The organism is Streptomyces sp. NPDC030809, assembly GCF_055572195.1.
The window spans coordinates 370,730-387,986 of record NZ_JBVIDV010000004.1 but is presented as its reverse complement, the minus strand read 5'-3'; the positions used below and the strand labels follow the sequence as shown (position 1 = coordinate 387,986).

The 17,257-nt window shown below is 72.8% G+C and carries 18 protein-coding genes; 8 read left to right on the top strand and 10 right to left on the bottom strand.

The window, feature by feature from the left end; all coding sequences use genetic code 11:
* On the top strand, positions 1 to 195 hold a 195-nt coding region (locus ACZ407_RS08495; RefSeq protein WP_468126548.1), incomplete at its 5' end, for an acyl-CoA carboxylase biotin carboxyl carrier protein subunit.
* A 228-nt stretch (positions 196 to 423) separates the two neighbouring features.
* Here the strand turns inward: ACZ407_RS08495 and ACZ407_RS08490 are convergent.
* Both ACZ407_RS08490 and ACZ407_RS08485 read right to left on the bottom strand, forming a co-directional pair.
* Positions 424 to 1,383, bottom strand: a complete 960-nt coding sequence (locus tag ACZ407_RS08490) for a DeoR/GlpR family DNA-binding transcription regulator (protein WP_468126547.1) — start codon at positions 1,381 to 1,383, stop codon at positions 424 to 426.
* A 176-nt stretch (positions 1,384 to 1,559) separates the two neighbouring features.
* Positions 1,560 to 2,999 (bottom strand): NAD(P)H-quinone dehydrogenase, encoded by a 1,440-nt coding sequence (locus ACZ407_RS08485; protein ID WP_468126546.1) that lies wholly within the window; start codon positions 2,997 to 2,999, stop codon positions 1,560 to 1,562.
* Between the two features lie 209 nt (positions 3,000 to 3,208).
* On the opposite strand from ACZ407_RS08485, the gene ACZ407_RS08480 reads away from it, so the two are divergent.
* The 4 genes from ACZ407_RS08480 to ACZ407_RS08465 all read left to right on the top strand — a co-directional run bounded on the left by ACZ407_RS08480 (position 3,209) and on the right by ACZ407_RS08465 (position 6,908).
* Positions 3,209 to 3,646 carry a gamma-glutamylcyclotransferase family protein gene (locus tag ACZ407_RS08480; RefSeq protein ID WP_468126545.1) on the top strand — a complete coding sequence of 146 codons (438 nt, stop codon included), beginning with the start codon at positions 3,209 to 3,211 and terminating at the stop codon, positions 3,644 to 3,646.
* A 182-nt stretch (positions 3,647 to 3,828) separates the two neighbouring features.
* On the top strand, positions 3,829 to 4,635 hold the full coding sequence (locus ACZ407_RS08475) for a purine-nucleoside phosphorylase (protein WP_468126544.1): 807 nt from the start codon (positions 3,829 to 3,831) through the stop codon (positions 4,633 to 4,635).
* 29 nt (positions 4,636 to 4,664) lie between these two features.
* Positions 4,665 to 6,326, top strand: a complete 1,662-nt coding sequence (locus ACZ407_RS08470) for a phospho-sugar mutase (RefSeq protein ID WP_468126542.1) — start codon at positions 4,665 to 4,667, stop codon at positions 6,324 to 6,326.
* A gap of 147 nt (positions 6,327 to 6,473) precedes the next feature.
* Positions 6,474 to 6,908: a CBS domain-containing protein gene (locus ACZ407_RS08465; RefSeq protein ID WP_468126541.1), complete on the top strand. Its 435-nt coding sequence runs from the start codon at positions 6,474 to 6,476 to the stop codon at positions 6,906 to 6,908.
* An 18-nt stretch (positions 6,909 to 6,926) separates the two neighbouring features.
* On the opposite strand, the gene ACZ407_RS08460 is transcribed toward ACZ407_RS08465, so the two are convergent.
* From ACZ407_RS08460 to afsQ1, 4 genes are all read right to left on the bottom strand, one after another.
* Complete coding sequence (locus ACZ407_RS08460) at positions 6,927 to 7,718, bottom strand: VOC family protein (RefSeq protein WP_468126539.1); 792 nt, start codon at positions 7,716 to 7,718, stop codon at positions 6,927 to 6,929.
* Between the two features lie 122 nt (positions 7,719 to 7,840).
* On the bottom strand, positions 7,841 to 8,470 hold the full coding sequence (locus ACZ407_RS08455) for a hypothetical protein (RefSeq protein WP_468126537.1): 630 nt from the start codon (positions 8,468 to 8,470) through the stop codon (positions 7,841 to 7,843).
* On the bottom strand, positions 8,467 to 10,044 hold the full coding sequence (locus tag ACZ407_RS08450) for a sensor histidine kinase (protein ID WP_468126591.1): 1,578 nt from the start codon (positions 10,042 to 10,044) through the stop codon (positions 8,467 to 8,469). The genes ACZ407_RS08455 and ACZ407_RS08450 overlap by 4 nt, the downstream gene beginning before the upstream one ends.
* Complete coding sequence (gene afsQ1 / locus ACZ407_RS08445) at positions 9,942 to 10,619, bottom strand: two-component system response regulator AfsQ1 (RefSeq protein ID WP_468126535.1); 678 nt, start codon at positions 10,617 to 10,619, stop codon at positions 9,942 to 9,944. Before afsQ1 ends, ACZ407_RS08450 begins: the two co-directional genes overlap by 103 nt.
* Positions 10,620 to 10,785: 166 nt before the next feature.
* Here afsQ1 and ACZ407_RS08440 point away from each other — a divergent pair, with 166 nt between their 5' ends.
* Positions 10,786 to 11,478 (top strand): SigE family RNA polymerase sigma factor, encoded by a 693-nt coding sequence (locus ACZ407_RS08440; RefSeq protein ID WP_468126533.1) that lies wholly within the window; start codon positions 10,786 to 10,788, stop codon positions 11,476 to 11,478.
* A 149-nt stretch (positions 11,479 to 11,627) separates the two neighbouring features.
* Here the strand turns inward: ACZ407_RS08440 and ACZ407_RS08435 are convergent, their stop codons facing one another.
* A complete protein-coding gene (locus ACZ407_RS08435; RefSeq protein ID WP_468126532.1) occupies positions 11,628 to 12,347 on the bottom strand; it encodes a uridine kinase family protein in 720 nt (239 codons plus the stop codon).
* A 53-nt stretch (positions 12,348 to 12,400) separates the two neighbouring features.
* On the opposite strand from ACZ407_RS08435, the gene ACZ407_RS08430 reads away from it, so the two are divergent.
* The gene (locus ACZ407_RS08430) at positions 12,401 to 12,742 is read left to right on the top strand and encodes a hypothetical protein (RefSeq protein WP_468126530.1); all 342 of its coding nucleotides are present in this window, start codon (positions 12,401 to 12,403) and stop codon (positions 12,740 to 12,742) included.
* Positions 12,743 to 12,841: 99 nt separating this feature from the next.
* Here the strand turns inward: ACZ407_RS08430 and ACZ407_RS08425 are convergent, their stop codons facing one another.
* The 3 genes from ACZ407_RS08425 to deoC are packed head-to-tail and all read right to left on the bottom strand — an operon-like array spanning position 12,842 to position 16,152.
* Positions 12,842 to 13,738: an aldehyde dehydrogenase family protein gene (locus ACZ407_RS08425; protein ID WP_468126529.1), complete on the bottom strand. Its 897-nt coding sequence runs from the start codon at positions 13,736 to 13,738 to the stop codon at positions 12,842 to 12,844.
* Positions 13,731 to 15,176 (bottom strand): aldehyde dehydrogenase family protein, encoded by a 1,446-nt coding sequence (locus ACZ407_RS08420; RefSeq protein WP_468126527.1) that lies wholly within the window; start codon positions 15,174 to 15,176, stop codon positions 13,731 to 13,733. Before ACZ407_RS08420 ends, ACZ407_RS08425 begins: the two co-directional genes overlap by 8 nt.
* Before the next feature lie 7 nt (positions 15,177 to 15,183).
* The gene (gene deoC, locus ACZ407_RS08415) at positions 15,184 to 16,152 is read right to left on the bottom strand and encodes a deoxyribose-phosphate aldolase (protein ID WP_468126525.1); all 969 of its coding nucleotides are present in this window, start codon (positions 16,150 to 16,152) and stop codon (positions 15,184 to 15,186) included.
* A gap of 215 nt (positions 16,153 to 16,367) precedes the next feature.
* Between deoC and ACZ407_RS08410 the strand changes: the two genes are divergently transcribed.
* The gene (locus tag ACZ407_RS08410; RefSeq protein ID WP_468126524.1) at positions 16,368 to 17,123 is read left to right on the top strand and encodes a hypothetical protein; all 756 of its coding nucleotides are present in this window, start codon (positions 16,368 to 16,370) and stop codon (positions 17,121 to 17,123) included.
* Positions 17,124 to 17,257 lie beyond the last annotated feature (134 nt).

The window sequence follows — 17,257 nt, the reverse complement described above, 5'->3', positions numbered from 1 at the left end:
CAGGGCACCATCGTCAAGGTCGCCGTCGAGGAAGGCCAGCAGGTCGCCGAAGGCGACCTCGTCGTGGTCCTCGAAGCCATGAAGATGGAACAGCCCCTGAACGCCCACCGCTCCGGAACCATCGTGGGACTCAACGCCGAAGTCGGCGCCTCCCTCACCTCCGGCGCCACCATCTGCGAAATCAAGGACAACTGAGGCACGGAGGGCCCTGGGCCCTCCGTCCGTCCGCGTACGCACACCAAGGCCCCGCCCGGTCCGACCGGGCGGGGCCTCGGCCGTACCCCGGGACGCCCGCACCCGCCGGGCGCCCGCCTGGGCCGTGCCTTCCGTGGCAGCCGTGCCTTCCGTAGGGGCCGCGCCTTCCGTAGGGGCCGCGCCTTCCGGCGCCCCGGCCCGAGCCGGTCCGGAGCCGGCCTAAGCCGGTCAACGGCGGCCCCTCATGTCCGCGACCCGGGCCCGGTCCGCCGGGTCCGCGAGGGCCGCGGCCCGCAGCTGGGCGGCCGCACCGGCCCGGCGCTGCACCGGCAGCGGGGACTCCCGCCGCTGCGGCCGGCGGCCGCCGCCCATGCCCTCCCCCGCGCCCGCGCCGCCGGGCTGGAGGCCCGAGCCGGCCACGGCGATCTGCACGCCCTGGTCGGCGAGCGCCTGCAGCTCGCTCTGGGCCCGGTCGTCGTGCGGCGGGGGTTCGTCCGTCACCAGACGGGTGATGAACTCCGTCGGCACGGTCTGGAACATGGTGTCGGTACCGAGCTTGGTGTGGTCGGCGAGGACCACCACCTCGGTCGCCGCCTGCACCAGGGCCCGGTCCACGCTCGCGGAGAGCATGTTGGAGGTGGAGAGCCCGCGTTCGGCGGTGAGACCGCTGCCCGAGAGGAAGGCCCGGGAGACGCGCAGCCCCTGGAGGGACTGCTCGGCCCCGCTGCCCACGAGGGCGTAGTTGGACCCGCGCAGGGTCCCGCCCGTCATCACCACTTCCACCCGGTTGGCGTGCGCGAGGGCCTGGGCGACGAGCAGCGAGTTGGTGACCACGGTGAGTCCGGGCACCCGCGCGAGCCGGCGGGCCAGCTCCTGGGTGGTGGTGCCCGCGCCGACGACAACGGCCTCGCCTTCTTCGACGAGGCCGGCCGCGACATCGGCGATGGCGGTCTTCTCCGCCGTCGCGAGATGGGATTTCTGCGGAAAGCCGGACTCCCGCGTGAAACCGCCCGGCAAAACCGCACCGCCGTGCCGGCGGTCGAGGAGTCCTTCTGCCTCCAGCGCCCGCACGTCGCGCCGTACGGTCACTTCTGAGGTCTGGACGACGCGGGCGAGCTCCCGGAGCGACACGGCTCCGTTGGCGCGCACCATTTCGAGGATCAATTGGCGACGTTCAGCAGCGAACACGAAACTGACAGTAACCCCAACGACCGTCTGCGTTCAGCTCCTTGCGCCGAATTACAGAAATTGTCCGTGCGGCGGGGCCGGGAGTGGTATACGCGCCGCCCGCTCCGGGCCGCCGGAATCCGGCGGCCCGTCACCGCGCCCCAAAGCCCTTGCGGACGAAGGCGGTTAGCCGGGGCTCAGGCCTCGCCGGTGGCCTTGCGGGTGTGCAGCTGGCGGGCGACCTCCGCGATCGAACCCGACAAGGAGGGGTACACCGTGAACGCGTTTGCGATCTGCTCGACGGTCAGGTTGTTGTCGACCGCGATCGAGATCGGGTGGATCAGCTCGCTCGCGCGCGGGGAGACGACCACGCCGCCGACCACGATGCCGGTGCCGGGGCGGCAGAACAGCTTCACGAAGCCGTCCCGGATGCCCTGCATCTTGGCCCGCGGGTTGCGCAGCAGCGGCAGCTTCACCACACGGGCCTCGATCTTGCCCGCGTCCACGTCGGCCTGGGTGTAGCCGACGGTGGCGATCTCCGGGTCGGTGAAGACGTTCGAGGAGACGGTCTTCAGGTTCAGCGGGGCCACCGCGTCGCCGAGGAAGTGGTACATCGCGATGCGGCCCTGCATGGCGGCCACCGAGGCGAGCGCGAAGACGCCCGTCACGTCTCCGGCCGCGTACACGCCGGGCGAGGTGGTGCGGGAGACCTTGTCGGTCCAGATGTGGCCCGAGTCCTTGAGCTTGACCCCGGACTCCTCCAGGTTCATGTCCGCGGTGTTCGGGATGGCGCCGACCGCCATCAGGCAGTGCGTGCCGGAGATGACCCGGCCGTCGGCGAGCGTGACCTCGACCCGGTCGCCCACGCGCTTGGCGGACTCGGCGCGGGCGCGCGAGATGACGTTCATGCCGCGGCGGCGGAACACGTCCTCCAGGACGGCGGCCGCGTCGGGGTCCTCGCCGGGGAGGACCCGGTCGCGGGAGGAGACGAGGGTGACCCGGGAGCCGAGGGCCTGGTAGGCGCCGGCGAACTCGGCGCCGGTGACGCCGGAGCCGACCACGATGAGCTCCTCGGGCAGCTCTTCGAGGTCGTAGACCTGGGTCCAGTTGAGGATGCGCTCGCCGTCGGGCTGGGCGTCGGGGATCTCGCGGGGGTGGCCGCCGGTCGCGATGAGCACCGCGTCGGCCGTCAGGATGGTCTCGCTGCCGTCGGCGGCCGTGACGATCACGTCGCGGGTGCCGTCGATGCCCTGCGGGCCGCCGAGCCGGCCGCGGCCGCGCATGACGCGGGCGCCGGCCCGGGTGACGGAGGCGGTGATGTCGTGCGACTGGGCGAGGGCGAGCCGCTTCACACGGCGGTTGACCTTGCCGAGGTCCACGCCGACCACGCGGGCGCTCTGCTCCAGCGGCGGGGTGTCGTCGGCGACGATGATGCCGAGCTCCTCGTACGAGGAGTCGAAGTTCGTCATCACCTCAGCCGTGGCGATCAGGGTCTTCGACGGTACGCAGTCGGTCAGCACCGATGCTCCGCCCAGACCGTCGCAGTCGACGACGGTCACCTCCGCGCCGAGCTGGGCGCCCACGAGCGCCGCCTCATACCCGCCGGGTCCGCCGCCGATGATCACGATCCGGGTCACGAAAAGTCCGCCTCACGTCTACCCGGCCGGCTGCCGCCCCGGCCGGTGGTCCGGGGGGTGTCCCCGGGGGATGCATTCCGTTCTCATTGTCCCGCACGCGCCAAGGTGCTTCATCCAGGGCCGGGGCTCCGTACGGGCCCTGCTTCCGCTCGGCTCCGGGAGGCGGGCGGAGGGCCCGCCACGGCCGACCCTCCCGTACCCTCGATCCCATGTCGCTCTACGCCGCGTACGCCGGCAACCTCGACGCGCGGCTGATGACGCGCCGCGCTCCGCACTCCCCGCTGCGTGGCACGGGCTGGATCAACGACTGGCGGCTCACCTTCGGGGGCGAGCAGATGGGCTGGGAGGGTGCCCTCGCCACGATCGTCGAAGCCCCGCGCTCCCAGGTGTTCGTCGCCCTGTACGACATCGCCCCGCTCGACGAGGACTCCATGGACCGGTGGGAGGGCGTCGGCCTCGACATCTACCGCCGGATGCGGATCCGCGTGCACACCCTGGACGGCGAGGAGGCCGCCTGGGTGTACGTGCTCAACGGCTACGAGGGCGGCCTGCCCTCGGCCCGCTACCTGGGTGAGATCGCCGACGCGGCCGAATCCGCCGGCGCCCCGCACGACTACGTGATGGAACTGCGCAAGCGCCCCTGCTGAGGCCGGTCCGAGCCCGTCCCGGACCCCTCCGGGACGGGCTCCCGGACCCTCGCCGGGCCCCCGCTCCCGGCCGCCGCCGAACCCGCCTGCGGACATTTCGTCGGAAACGACAAGGCAACGATCCGAACACCGTGAGCTGTGCCATCTACGCGCGTAGGAAATGAGCGGCTACCCTCGTCCGCGTGAACGCATCTGCTACCGACCCCCACGCCTCCGCCGCTGCCGCAGCGGCACGCCTGCGTGAGCTCACCGGCGCCGAAACCCACGACGTGGCGCTCGTGATGGGCTCCGGCTGGGCCCCCGCCGCCGAGGCCCTCGGCGCCCCCGAGGCCGAGTTCCCGGTGACCGAGCTCCCCGGCTTCCCCCCGGCCGCCGTCGAAGGACACGGCGGCAAGATCCGCTCGTACAAGATCGGTGACAAGCGCGCCCTGGTCTTCCTCGGCCGGACCCACTTCTACGAGGGCCGCGGCGTCGCCGCCGTCGCCCACGGTGTCCGCACCGCCGTCGCCGCGGGCTGCAAGACCGTCGTGCTGACCAACGGCTGCGGCGGTCTGCGCGAGGGCATGCGCCCCGGCCAGCCCGTCCTGATCAGCGACCACATCAACCTGACGGCCACCTCGCCGATCCTCGGCGCGAACTTCGTGGACCTCACCGACCTGTACTCGCCGCGGCTGCGCGCGATGTGCAAGGAGATCGACGAGACCCTCGAAGAGGGCGTCTACGTGCAGTTCCCCGGCCCGCACTACGAGACCCCGGCCGAGATCAACATGATCCGCGTCATGGGCGCCGACCTGGTCGGCATGTCCACCGTGCTGGAGGCCATCGCCGCCCGCGAGGCCGGCGCCGAGGTGCTGGGCATCTCCCTGGTCACCAACCTGGCCGCGGGCCTCTCCGGCGAGCCGCTGAACCACGAGGAGGTCCTGCAGGCGGGCCGCGACTCGGCCGCCCGCATGGGCCAGCTGCTCACGCAGGTCCTCGCCCGGATCTGAGCCGGACCACCCGTACGGAAAGGGAACCAGTGCAGGACGATCTGATCGCACGCGCCCGGGCCTGGCAGGCGGAGGACCCGGACCCGGAGACCGCCGCCGAGCTCGGCCGGCTCATCGAGGCCGGGAACACCGCCGAGGGGGCCGCCGACCTCGCGGCCCGGTTCGCCGGCACCCTCCAGTTCGGCACCGCGGGCCTCCGCGGGGAGCTGGGTGCGGGACCGATGCGGATGAACCGCTCGGTGGTCATCCGGGCCGCCGCCGGCCTCGCCGCCTACCTGAAGTCCAAGGGCCACGAGGGCGGGCTCGTCGTCGTCGGGTACGACGCGCGCCACAAGTCCGCCGACTTCGCCCGCGACACGGCCGCCGTGATGACGGGTGCCGGGCTGCGCGCCGCCGTCCTGCCCCGCCCGCTGCCCACGCCGGTCCTCGCGTACGCGATAAGGCACCTGGGCGCCGTCGCGGGCGTCGAGGTCACCGCGAGCCACAACCCGCCCCGGGACAACGGCTACAAGGTGTACCTCGGCGACGGTTCGCAGATCGTCTCCCCGGCGGACACGGAGATCGCGGCCGAGATCGCGGCCGTCGGCGCGCTCGCGGACGTACCGCGCCCGGACTCGGGCTGGGAGCAGCTCGGCGAGGAGGTCCTGGAGGCCTACCTGGCGCGTACGGACGCGGTGCTGAGCCCCGGCTCCCCGCGCGGGGTGCGGACCGTCTACACGGCCATGCACGGGGTCGGCAAGGACGTGGTCCTGGCCGCCTTCGAGCGGGCCGGGTTCCCGGCCCCGGTGCTGGTGGCCGAGCAGGCCGAGCCCGACCCGGAGTTCCCGACGGTGGCCTTCCCGAACCCGGAGGAGCCGGGGGCGATGGACCTGGCCTTCGCCGCGGCCGCCGAGGCCGGCCCGGACATCGTGATCGCGAACGACCCGGACGCGGACCGCTGCGCGGTGGCCGTCCCCGACGATGCGGCCGAGGGCGGCTGGCGGATGCTCCGCGGGGACGAGGTGGGCGCGCTGCTGGCCGCCCACCTGGTCCACAAGGGCGCCTCCGGCGTGTTCGCGGAGTCGATCGTGTCCTCCTCGCTGCTCGGCCGGATCGCCGAGGCGGCGGGCGTGGGCTACGCGGAGACCCTGACCGGCTTCAAGTGGATCGCGCGCGTCGAGGGCCTGCGGTACGGCTACGAGGAGGCGCTGGGCTACTGCGTGGACCCCGAGGGGGTCCGCGACAAGGACGGCATCACGGCCGCCCTGCTGGTGGCCGAGCTGGCCTCCGAGCTCAAGGAGCAGGGCCGTACGCTGACCGACCTGCTGGACGACCTGGCGATGGCCCACGGCCTGCACGCCACCGACCAGCTGTCGGTGCGGGTCCAGGACCTGTCGGTGATCGCCGACGCGATGCGGGCGCTGCGCGAGCAGCCGCCGGCCTCGCTGGCGGGGCTGCGGGTGGTCTCCGCCGAGGACCTGTCGCAGGGCTCGGCGGCGCTGCCGCCCACCGACGGCCTGCGCTACCGCCTCGACGGCGACTACAAGGCCCGGGTGATCGTCCGCCCGAGCGGCACCGAGCCCAAGCTCAAGTGCTACCTGGAGGTCGTGGTCCCGGTCGCCGAGGCCTCCGAGCTCGCCTCGGCGCGGGTGCGCGGCCAGGAGATCCTGGACGCGGTCAAGAAGGACCTGGCGGCCGCCGCGGGCATCTGATCCCCGCCCGGCCCCCGCGCAGGCCCCCGGAGCTCCGGCTTCCGGGGGCCTGCGCCGTTCCCGGCGCGCGCCGCGGGCCGTCCCGTGCTGTGCTCGTAGAGGCAGTCCGCCACGAGCACGGCACGGCGAAGAGACGGAGGAAGCGCCATGGACAGGAAGCTGCGGGCCCGGGACATCATGACCGCCGGGGTGCAGTGCGTGCGCGAGGACCAGACCCTGCTGGACGCCTCCCGCATGATGCGCGACCTGGGAGTGGGCGCGCTGCCGATCTGCGGGACCGACGAACGCCTCAAGGGCATGATCACGGACCGGGACATCGTGGTGAAGTGCTGCGCCGAGGGCATCGATCCGGCCGACATGCAGGCCGGCTCGCTGGCCGGCGTACTGCACTGGGTCGATGCGGAGTCCGATGCGAACGAGGCCGTGGACACCATGGAGGTCCACCAGATCAAGCGCCTGCCGGTGATCGACGTGGTCAACGGCCACCGCCTGATCGGCATGATCACGGAGGCGAACCTCGCGAAGAACCTCAGCGACGAGGCCATGGCGGAGTTCGCCGCCCGCGTGTACGCCGCGAACTGACGGCCCGCTCCCGGCCGGTCAGGCCGGGGGCTCCGGCTTGAGGATCGCGAAGGGCGCGCCGGCCGGGTCGGCCAGCCAGGCCATCCGCCCCACCCCGTCCATGGTGGCGGCGGGCATGAGCACCGACCCGCCGGCGCCCTGCGCCCGGGCGACGGTCTCGTCGGCATCGGCCACGGCGAAGTACGGGATCCAGCGGTGCGGGGCGCTCGCGCCGCCGATGTCGTCGGGGGCGACCCCGCCGAAGGAGGCGTCCTCCTGGTCGCCCTCGGCGGTGGACAGCACCCGGTACGTCATCCCGCCCGGGGAGTCCATGTCGGCGTGCCGCCAGCCGAACAGCCCGCGGTAGAAGGCGATCGAGGCGACCGGGTCGGAGGCCATCAGCTCCACCCACACCAGCGTGTCGTCCTCGGAGGTCCGCTCCAGGCCCTTGGTCTTCCCGGGCTGCCAGACGGCGAACTCGGCCCCGTCCGGGTCCGTGCAGTGGGCGAACCACCCCTCCCCCATGACGTCCACCGGCTCCACCCGCACCCGGCCGCCGCCCTCGCGCACCGCGGCCGCGGTGGCCTGCGCGTCGGGGGTGCAGAAGTAGATGGTCCAGGCGGGCCGGGCGCCCTCCTCCGTCAGCGGGCCGACGGCGGCGACCGTACGGCCGCCCTTGCGGAACATCCGGTAGCCGCCGCCGTCGGGGCCGGGGGGTGCGACCGCCTCCCAGCCGAACACGGCCCGGTAGAAGGCGGCGGAGGCGTCGACGTCCGGGCTGCCGAGGTCGAGCCAGTTCGGCGCGCCGGTCGTGAAGTCGGTGCTGAGCATGGTGCGGTGGCCCTGTCTGTGCGCGGGGGACGATCAGCCCACCTTGGCGGAGCCCGCGGTTCCGCGGCCCGCCGCCGCGCCGCCCCGTCCCCCGAAGCGGCGCTCCTCGTCCGCCGCGGGGCTCAGGACCCCGAGCGGCCCGGGGCGGGGGTGGCCCGGACGATCTCGCCGAGGGTGGGGACCGCCTCCGGGCGGGCCCGTACGGCCTCCGTGCACTCCCAGGCCCGCGGCGGGTCCGCGTCCGGGCCGCCCAGCACCACGGGGCCCGGCCCCTCGGCCGCCGCGCTCCCGGCGAGGGTGCACACGATCTGGGCCAGCGCCAGCGGGGGCAGGTCCTCCGGCTTGCGGCTCAGCCGCAGGGTGCCGCCCGGGTCCCCGGACCGGGGGGCCTTCACGGACAGCTTGTCCGGCACCCCGGAGGAGAACCCGGCGTCCCGCTCCGCGCCCGACAGGGGCCGCTGGAGTTCGGCGAGCAGGGCCTGGGCGACCGGCACCCGCGCGTTGCGCACGGGCTGCTTCTCGGAGATGTGGACCACCCGCTGGATGCCCACGAGCTGCGAGCCGCAGACCATCTCCACCGTGGCCCGGAAGCCCTCCGCGCGGTCCGCGTCCGACTGGGCGGGCTTGTCGCAGGAGACCCGCGAGGGGGCCGCGCCCACGTCCACGGGGACCGTCGTGGCCCGGATCCCGCAGCCGCCGGCCAGGGCCGCGGGCAGCAGGACGAGGGCGGCCGCCCACCGTGTCGCCTTCACGCCCCCGCCTCCGCTGCGGTGAGGTCCGCCGGCAGCCGCAGGGTGAACAGCGCCCCGCCCTCGGGCGAGTTCTCGGCGGTGATGTCCCCGCCGTGGATGTGCGCGTTCTCCATCGCGATGGACAGCCCCAGGCCGCTGCCGTCCGATTTCGGCCGCGAGGCACTCGCCTTGTAGAACCGGTCGAAGACGTGCGGCAGCACGTCCTCGGGGATGCCCGGCCCGTTGTCCTTGACCGCGATCACCAGGGTCGATTCCTCCGTGCGCACCGACACCCGTACCGGCGAGCCGCCGTGCTTGAGGGCGTTGCCGATCAGGTTGGCGAGGATCACGTCGAGGCGGCGCGGGTCCAGCCGCGCCACGATCCCGCGTTCCGCGTCGAGTTCGACGGCGTCCAGCCAGGCCCGCGCGTCGATGCAGGCGGTGACCTGGTCGGCGACGTCCACGTCGTCCAGGACCAGCCGCGCCGTGCCGGCGTCGAACCGGGTGACCTCCATCAGGTTCTCCACCAGGTTGTTCAGGCGGCGGGTCTCGCTGACGACCAGCTCCACCGCCGGGGCGATCATCGGGTCCAGCCCGTCGATCTCCTCCTCCAGCACCTCGGTGACCGCCGTGAGGGCGGTCAGCGGGGTCCGCAGCTCGTGCGACATGTCGGCCACGAACCGCCGGCTGGACTCCTCGCGGGCGCTCATGTCCGCGACCTTCTTCTCCAGTGCGGCGGCCGCCATGTTGAACGTGTGCGACAGGTCGGCGAGTTCGTCGTTGCCGGACACGTCGAGCCGGGTGTCGAGCTCGCCCTCGCCGAGCCGCCGGGCCGCGTCCCCGAGCCGCTGCACGGGCCTCAGGACGGTGGTGGCGGCGGCCTGCGCGAGCAGCGCCGAGCCGAGCAGGGCCAGGGCGGTGGCGATGCACAGCGACCAGGCCAGCGCGTTGAGGTCCGCCCGCTCGGTGGCGAGGGACTTGTACATGTAGCCGGTCGGCCCGCCGCCGACGATCCGGGTGCCGCCCACGAGGTACGGGTTCCCGTTCGGCTTGGTCCGCTGCCAGTACATGTGGAACGGGGCGTCGTTGGCCGCGGTGACCTTCTGCTCCTCGGCCACCGCGTCCTGGAGGGACCGGGGCACGTCGGACAGCTTGAAGGAGTCCGGGCCGGCGGAGCCGAAGACCTTGCGGCCGTCCTTCTTCTCCTCCACGAGCAGCACGCTGTACCCGGGGCTGGACCCCGCCATCAGCTCGGCCGTGCGCTGCAGCTCCTCCGGGGTCGGGTCGGCGGGCAGCGCGGCGGCACGGTTCTGCATCTCCTGCCGGAAGTCCCCCAGCGCCGCGTCCTGGGTACGGCTGAGCACGGCCTCCCGGTTGAGCCAGTACGCGATCCCCGACGCGGACACCGCGGCGGTCAGCGCGACCAGCCCGAACACGACTATGAGCCGCAGCCGCAGGCTCGTCCAGCGGCGGCCCGCGAGCACCGCGCGCTTCACTGCGGGTTGTCCAGGCGGTAGCCGACGCCCCGTACGGTGCGGATCAGCGTGGGCGAGGAGGGCACGTCCTCCACCTTGGCCCGCAGCCGCTGGACGCAGGCGTCCACGAGCCGCGAGTCGCCGAGGTAGTCGTGCTCCCAGACCAGGCGCAGCAGCTGCTGGCGCGACAGGGCCTGGCCGGGGCGGCGGCTGAGCTCCAGGAGCAGCCGCAGCTCGGTCGGGGTGAGCTGGAGGTCCTCGCCGTTCTTGGTGACCGTCATCGCAGAGCGGTCGATCACCAGGGAACCGAAGGTGGCGGAGTCGCTGGACTCGCGCTCCCCGCGGCGCAGCACCGCGCGGATCCGGGCGTCGAGCACCCGGCCCTGCACGGGCTTGACCACGTAGTCGTCGGCGCCGGACTCCAGTCCGACCACCACGTCGATGTCGTCGCTGCGCGCGGTGAGCAGGATGATCGGCAGCTGGTCGGTGCGGCGGATGCGGCGGCACACCTCGAAGCCGTCGATCCCGGGCAGCATCACGTCCAGCACGATCAGGTCCGGCCGCTGCTCCTTGAGCAGCTTCAGCCCGTCCTCTCCCGTCGCCGCGGTGGCCACACGGTGGCCCTGACGGGACAGGGAGAGTTCGAGCGCCGTGCGGATGGCGTCGTCGTCCTCGATCAGCAACAGGAAAGGCACGCCGACATTCTGTCCCATGCCCGGGGGTGCGCGGGCGGGGGCGGCCGCCGGTGTTCGCTGTGACAGTGCTGTGACAGTCGGCGGACACCCCGGTTAAGTCCGGCGGGCAGTCTTTTCCCATCGGCAACAGCCGGTTCCACGGCAGACAGCACGACGGGGGCGCGAGATGAACACGCTGCACAGCACCAGCACCAGCGCTGTTGTCACGCGGCTGCACGACGTGAACCGCCGGGCGGGTGCCCGAGTCGCACCGGTCACCCGCACCCGGCCGGCACACGTGGTGGCCATCGACGCCAACGCGTACACCGTGCCCGCACAGCGCACCCCGTCGTCTGCCTCGGAGGCCGAGTTCACCGCCTACGTGCAGGAGCGCCGGGCGGCGCTCTTCGCGACGGCGTACCACCTGACCGGCGACCGGTTCGAGGCCGAGGACCTGCTGCAGAGCGCACTGTTCTCGACGTACCGGGCCTGGGACCGGATCAGCGACAAGGCGGCGGTCGGCGGCTACCTGCGCCGCACGATGACCAACCTGCACATCAGCGCCTGGCGCCGGCGCAAGCTCAACGAGTACCCGACCGAGGAGCTGCCGGAGACGGCGGGCGAGACGGACGCGATGAAGGGCACCGAGCTGCGCGCCGTGCTGTGGCAGGCGCTGGCGAAGCTGCCGGAGACCCAGCGCACGATGCTGGTGCTGCGCTACTACGAGGGCCGTACCGACCCGGAGATCGCCGAGATCATGGACATCAGCGTCGGCACGGTGAAGTCGAGCATCTGGCGCTCCCTGCGCCGGCTGCGGGACGACGAGTCGCTGAGCTTCGGCGAGACGGAGGCGGAGTCCTTCGGAGAGCTGGTCGCCTGAGCGGCGACCCGCACGACCACGCGGCCGAGGGGGACCGTCTTACGGGGGTGAGACGGGGGCCATGGGGGAAGGGAGCGGGACCGGACGGCCAGGGGGTCCGTCCGGTCCCGCTTCCGCGTTTTCCGGCCTGTCCGGCCTGTCCCGGCCCGTCAGGCCGCGGCGCTCGCGGAGCCCGCCGGGGCCGGGGCGCGGTGCCGGCCGGCGGCCGCGGCGGCCAGGCGGCCCAGGGCCTCGTCCCGGGCGCAGGGGTGGGCGCCCAGTGCCACGTGGCGGGCCACGATGGAGCGCTCGGCGCGCATCAGCCGCCAGCCGCGGCGCAGCAGCATCGGGACCGACTTGCGGCCCTCGCGCAGGTCGCGCAGGAAGCGGCGGCGGAAGGTGGTGGACGGCCGGCCGCGCAGGCACAGGGCGTCGGCGAGCAGGCCGAGCTCCTGGCAGCGGGCGGCGATGTCGGCGGCGAAGATGCCCTCCGCGATGAACAGCGGGGTGCGGGCGATGTCGAGGGTCTCGGTGCCGGTCCGCGAGCTGCTCGCGATGTCGTAGACGGGCACCTCGGTGCGTCCGGTCCGGCAGAGCCGGGCGACGGCCTCGACGGCGGTGTCGGCGTCCCAGGAGGCGGGCGAGTCCCAGTCGATGTCGGAGCTGCCTTCGACCGTGGGGAGGGTGGGGTCGTCGCCCTCCTTGTAGAAGTCGTCGAGGCGCAGCACGGGCAGGCCGCTGCGGGCGGCCAGCGAGGACTTGCCGGACCCGGAGGGACCGGTCAGCAGGACGACGCGCGTGGGAAGGGGAGATGAACAGCTCACGGAACACCAGTGTGAGGCATTACCCCGCGTAGGGGACCCACCGGGAGGCCCGTTGGTATTCGGCATCACATCTCAACTACTGTGCGTGTGCATCCGGTTACCTCACCAGGCGGGATCTCATGGCACGTCACTCTGGCCCGGGCGGCGCCCGGCGCACCCTCGTGAACGCGGGCATCACGGTTTCGATGGCGGGAGCGGCACTGGCCGCGGCGGCGGGCGGGGCGCAGGCGGGTGAGATCTCGGTGCCGCACGCCCTGGCAGGCGCGCTGGGGCCGGTGCAGAACCTGCAGGTGGATCCGCTGGCCAACACGGGCGTGGACCCGCTGGACAACGGGGTGGGGGCCAGCGTCGCGGACTTCAAGCCGCTGGACACCACGGCGGTCACGGACACCGTCACCAAGGGCGCGAAGGTCGGAGAGCTGCCCGGGGTGGCGCTGCTGGCACCGCTGCTGCCGGGCTGAGCCCGGGACACGGAGAAGACCCCCGGCCGGGTGCGACACGGCCGGGGGTCTTTGCCGTACGGGGGACCGGGTCCGCCCGTGCGGGAGATGCGTCGGTTCTCAGTACGAGGAGCCGGAGGCGCCCAGGGAGCCCGTGGGGTGCCAGACGGTCTTCGTCTCCAGGAACGCGGTCATGCGGTGCGTGCCGGGGTCGGCGCTCCAGTCGTCCACAGGCTGTGGACGCAGGACGCGCTTCAGGTTGTCGGCCGCGGCGATCTCCAGCTCCTTGGCGAGGGCCTCGTCGGCGCCCGCCAGGTCGATCGCGTTGACGTCCTGGTGCGCGGCCAGGTGCGGGCCCATCTCGGCGGCCTTGCCGGACAGGATGTTGACCACGCCGCCGGGCAGGTCGGAGGTGGCCAGCACCTCGCCCAGGGAGAGGGCGGGCAGCGGGGCCTTCTCGCTGGCGATGACGACGGCGGTGTTGCCCGTCGCGATCACCGGGGCGATCACCGAGACCAGGCCCAGGAACGAGGACTCCTGCGGGGCGACCACGGTCACCACGCCGGTGGGCTCGGGGGTGGAGAGGTTGAAGAACGGGCCCGCGACCGGGTTGGCCCCGCCCACGATCTGGCCGATCTTGTCGGTCCAGCCCGCGTACCAGACCCAGCGGTCGACGGCCGCGTCCACGACGGCTCCGGCCTTGGACTTCGAGAGCCCCTCGGCCTCGCCGACCTCGCGGACGAACTGGTCCCGGCGGCCCTCCAGCATCTCGGCGATGCGGTAGAGGATCTGCCCGCGGTTGTACGCGGTCGCGCCCGACCAGCCGCCGAAGGCCTTGCGGGCCGCGACGACCGCGTCCCGCGCGTCCTTGCGGGAGGAGAGGGGGGCGTTGGCCAGCCACTTGCCCTTCGAGTCCGTCACCTCGTACACCCGGCCGCTCTCGGAGCGGGGGAACTTGCCCCCGACGTACAGCTTGTAGGTCTTGAAGACGTTGAGACGCACAGAGGACTCAGACATCGAGGTAGGCCTCCAGACCGTGGCGGCCGCCCTCGCGGCCGAAGCCCGACTCCTTGTAGCCGCCGAAGGGCGAGGTCGGGTCGAACTTGTTGAACGTGTTGGCCCAGACGACGCCGGCGCGGAGCTTGTTGGCGACCGCGAGGATGCGCGAGCCCTTCTCCGTCCAGATGCCCGCGGACAGGCCGTACTGGCTGTTGTTGGCCTTGGCGACGGCCTCGTCCGGGGTGCGGAAGGTCAGCACGGAGAGCACCGGGCCGAAGATCTCGTCCCGGGCGACGGTGTGCGCCTGGGTGACGTTCGTGAAGAGCGTCGGGGCGAACCAGTAGCCCGCGGCGGGCAGCTCGCAGGCCGGGGACCAGCGCTCGGCGCCCTCGGCCTCGCCGGTCTCGGCGAGGGCGGTGATCCGGGCCAGCTGCTCGGCGGAGTTGATCGCGCCGATGTCGGTGTTCTTGTCGAGCGGGTCGCCCAGGCGCAGGGTGCTCAGGCGGCGCTTGAGGGAGTCGAGCAGCTCGTCGTGGATCGACTCCTGGACCAGCAGGCGGGAGCCCGCGCAGCAGACCTGGCCCTGGTTGAAGAAGATGCCGTTGACGATGCCCTCGACGGCCTGGTCGACGGGGGCGTCGTCGAAGACGATGTTGGCGCCCTTGCCGCCCAGCTCCAGGGTGACCTTCTTGTGGGTGCCGGCGACCTGGCGGGCGATGGCCTTGCCGACCGCAGTGGAGCCGGTGAAGGCGACCTTGTTCACGTCCGGGTGCGCGACCAGCTCGGCGCCCGCGTCCCCGTAGCCGGGGATGATGTTGACGACGCCCTTGGGCAGCCCGGCCTGGCGGCAGATGTCCGCGAAGAACAGCGCCGACAGCGGGGTGGTCTCGGCGGGCTTGAGGACCACGGTGTTGCCGGTGGCGAGCGCCGGGGCGATCTTCCAGGCGAGCATCAGCAGCGGGAAGTTCCACGGGATGACCTGGCCGGCCACACCGAGGGGGCGCGGGTCGGCGCCGTATCCCGCGTGGTCGAGCTTGTCGGCCCAGCCCGCGTAGTAGAAGAAGTGCGCGGCGACCAGCGGGAGGTCCGCGTCGCGGGTCTCCTTGATCGGCTTGCCGTTGTCGAGGGTCTCCAGGACCGCCAGCTCGCGGCTGCGCTCCTGGATGATCCGCGCGATGCGGAAGAGGTACTTGGCGCGCTCGGAGCCGGGCAGCGCGGACCACTTCCCGAAGGCCCGGCGGGCGGCCTGGACGGCGCGGTCCACGTCGGCGGCGCCCGCCCGGGCGACCTCCGCGAGGACCTCCTCGCTGCTCGGGCTGACGGTCTTGAAGACCTTGCCGTCGGCGGCGTCGGTGAACTCACCGTCGATGAACAGGCCGTACGAGGGCGCGATGTCGACGACGGAGCGCGACTCGGGGGCCGGGGCGTACGCGAAAAGGGATGTCTTGTTTTCCATGAGGGTCTCAGTCCACCGTCACGTAGTCGGGACCGGAGTAACGCCCGGTGCTCAGCTTCTGGCGCTGCATGAGCAGGTCGTTCAGCAGGCTGGAGGCGCCGAAGCGGAACCACTCGTTGGTCAGCCAGTCCTCGCCCACGGTCTCGTTGACCAGGACCAGGAACTTGATGGCGTCCTTGGTGGTGCGGATGCCGCCCGCGGGCTTCACACCGATCTGGATTCCAGTCTGCGCCTTGAAGTCGCGGACGGCTTCGAGCATCAGCAGGGTGTTTGCAGGCGTGGCGTTCACGCCCACCTTGCCGGTGGAGGTCTTGATGAAGTCGGCGCCGGCGAGCATGCCGATCCAGGAGGCGCGGCGGATGTTGTCGTAGGTGGACAGCTCGCCGGTCTCGAAGATGACCTTCAGGCGGGCGGCCGTGCCGTCCTCGCGGATGCAGGCCTCCTTGACCGCCCTGATCAGCTCGTACGTCTCCAGGTAGCGGCCGGCGAGGAAGGCGCCACGGTCGATGACCATGTCGATCTCGTCGGCGCCGGCGGCGACGGCGTCACGGGTGTCGGCCAGCTTCACCGGCAGCGCGGCGCGGCCGGCCGGGAAGGCGGTGGCGACCGAGGCGACCTTGACGTCCGCGCCGTTGAGGGCGGCCTTCGCGGTCGCCACCATGTCGGGGTAGACGCAGACCGCGGCCGTCATCGGGGTGGTGCGGTCGGTCGGGTCGGGATTGACGGCCTTGGCGGCGAGCGCCCGGACCTTGCCCGGGGTGTCCGCGCCTTCCAGCGTCGTCAGGTCGATCATCGAGATGGCCAGGTCGATGGCGAACGCCTTGGCCGTGGTCTTGATCGAACGGGTGCCGAGCGCGGCCGCGCGGGCCTCCAGGCCGACGGCGTCGACGCCGGGGAGCCCGTGGAGGAAGCGGCGCAGTGCGCTGTCGGACGTGGTCACGTCAGCGAATGCGGGGGATGTGGTGGGCATGGTCACCAGATGAGCATATCTACGCGCGTAGCGACCTGTCACCCCCCTCTGCTCGACCGAGCACGCCGTGACGCATCTGTGACGGGAATCGGATCTACCGGTCGTACAAGATCAATAAGTTCGTTCCTGCAGCCCGCCAGACCTCACCGGATGAAAGCCCGACAGAGAAAACGCGGCATGCGGCTCTCCCACCTTCCCGAGACAATGCTCCAGGAGTCGTTATGCGTACCGCCGTCCGTACCTCCCTCGTCACCGCCGCCCTCGCCGGCGCCCTGCTCGCCCCCGCGGCCGGCACGGTGTTCGCCGCCGGGACGCCGGCCGCCCCCGCCGTGCACGGGACGGTCTCCGCGGCCTCCGCCGCCCCGAAGGCGGAGGACAGCCGGTACCTGGGACAGCCGGTGGCGATCGGGAACGGGATCGTGGCGGTGCTGCGCAACAACGACAAGACCGGCCCGGAGGCCTGGCTGCGCTACGCCGGCCTGGACTGGACCCCCGGCGACACCTACATGGTCCGCGTCGAGGGGCTGCTCGACGGGACCCACCCGGCCAAGCGGCTGCACGGCCTGAAGACCCGCCTGGTCAAGCTGGACTCCGCCCGCCCCGAGCTGAAGGTCGTCAGGGACGGCAGCACGCAGGTCACCACCTTCAAGCTGCCGGTGCGCAACTCCGACCTCGGCCGCGGCTGCGTCTCCCAGGTCGCCCGTACGAACATCGGCGCGGGCGCCTTCGCCGACCTGACCACCTCCCCGAAGGGCCCGAAGGCCGTGCTGCGCGAGTGGGCCACCCCGACGAAGGCCTTCGCCACCCTGGACCGCGGGCGCACCTCGCTGCCCTCCTCCGCGGGGATCATCGCGCGCATCCTGAAGGCGGACACCGCAAAGCCGGTCTTCGAGTGGAAGACCCAGGGCGGGAACCACCCGTTCGGGCAGGCCGCCTTCCCGAAGCTGCCGCTGGGCTGCGCGCCCGCCAAGGGCTGATCCGGGCCCTGCCCCACCCGTACCCGCCGTGGGGGGGGGGGGGGGGGGGGGGGGGGGGGGAGGGGGGGGGGGGGGGGGGGGGGGGGGGGGGGGGGGGGGGGGGGGGGGGGGGGGGAGGGAGGGGGGGGGGAAAG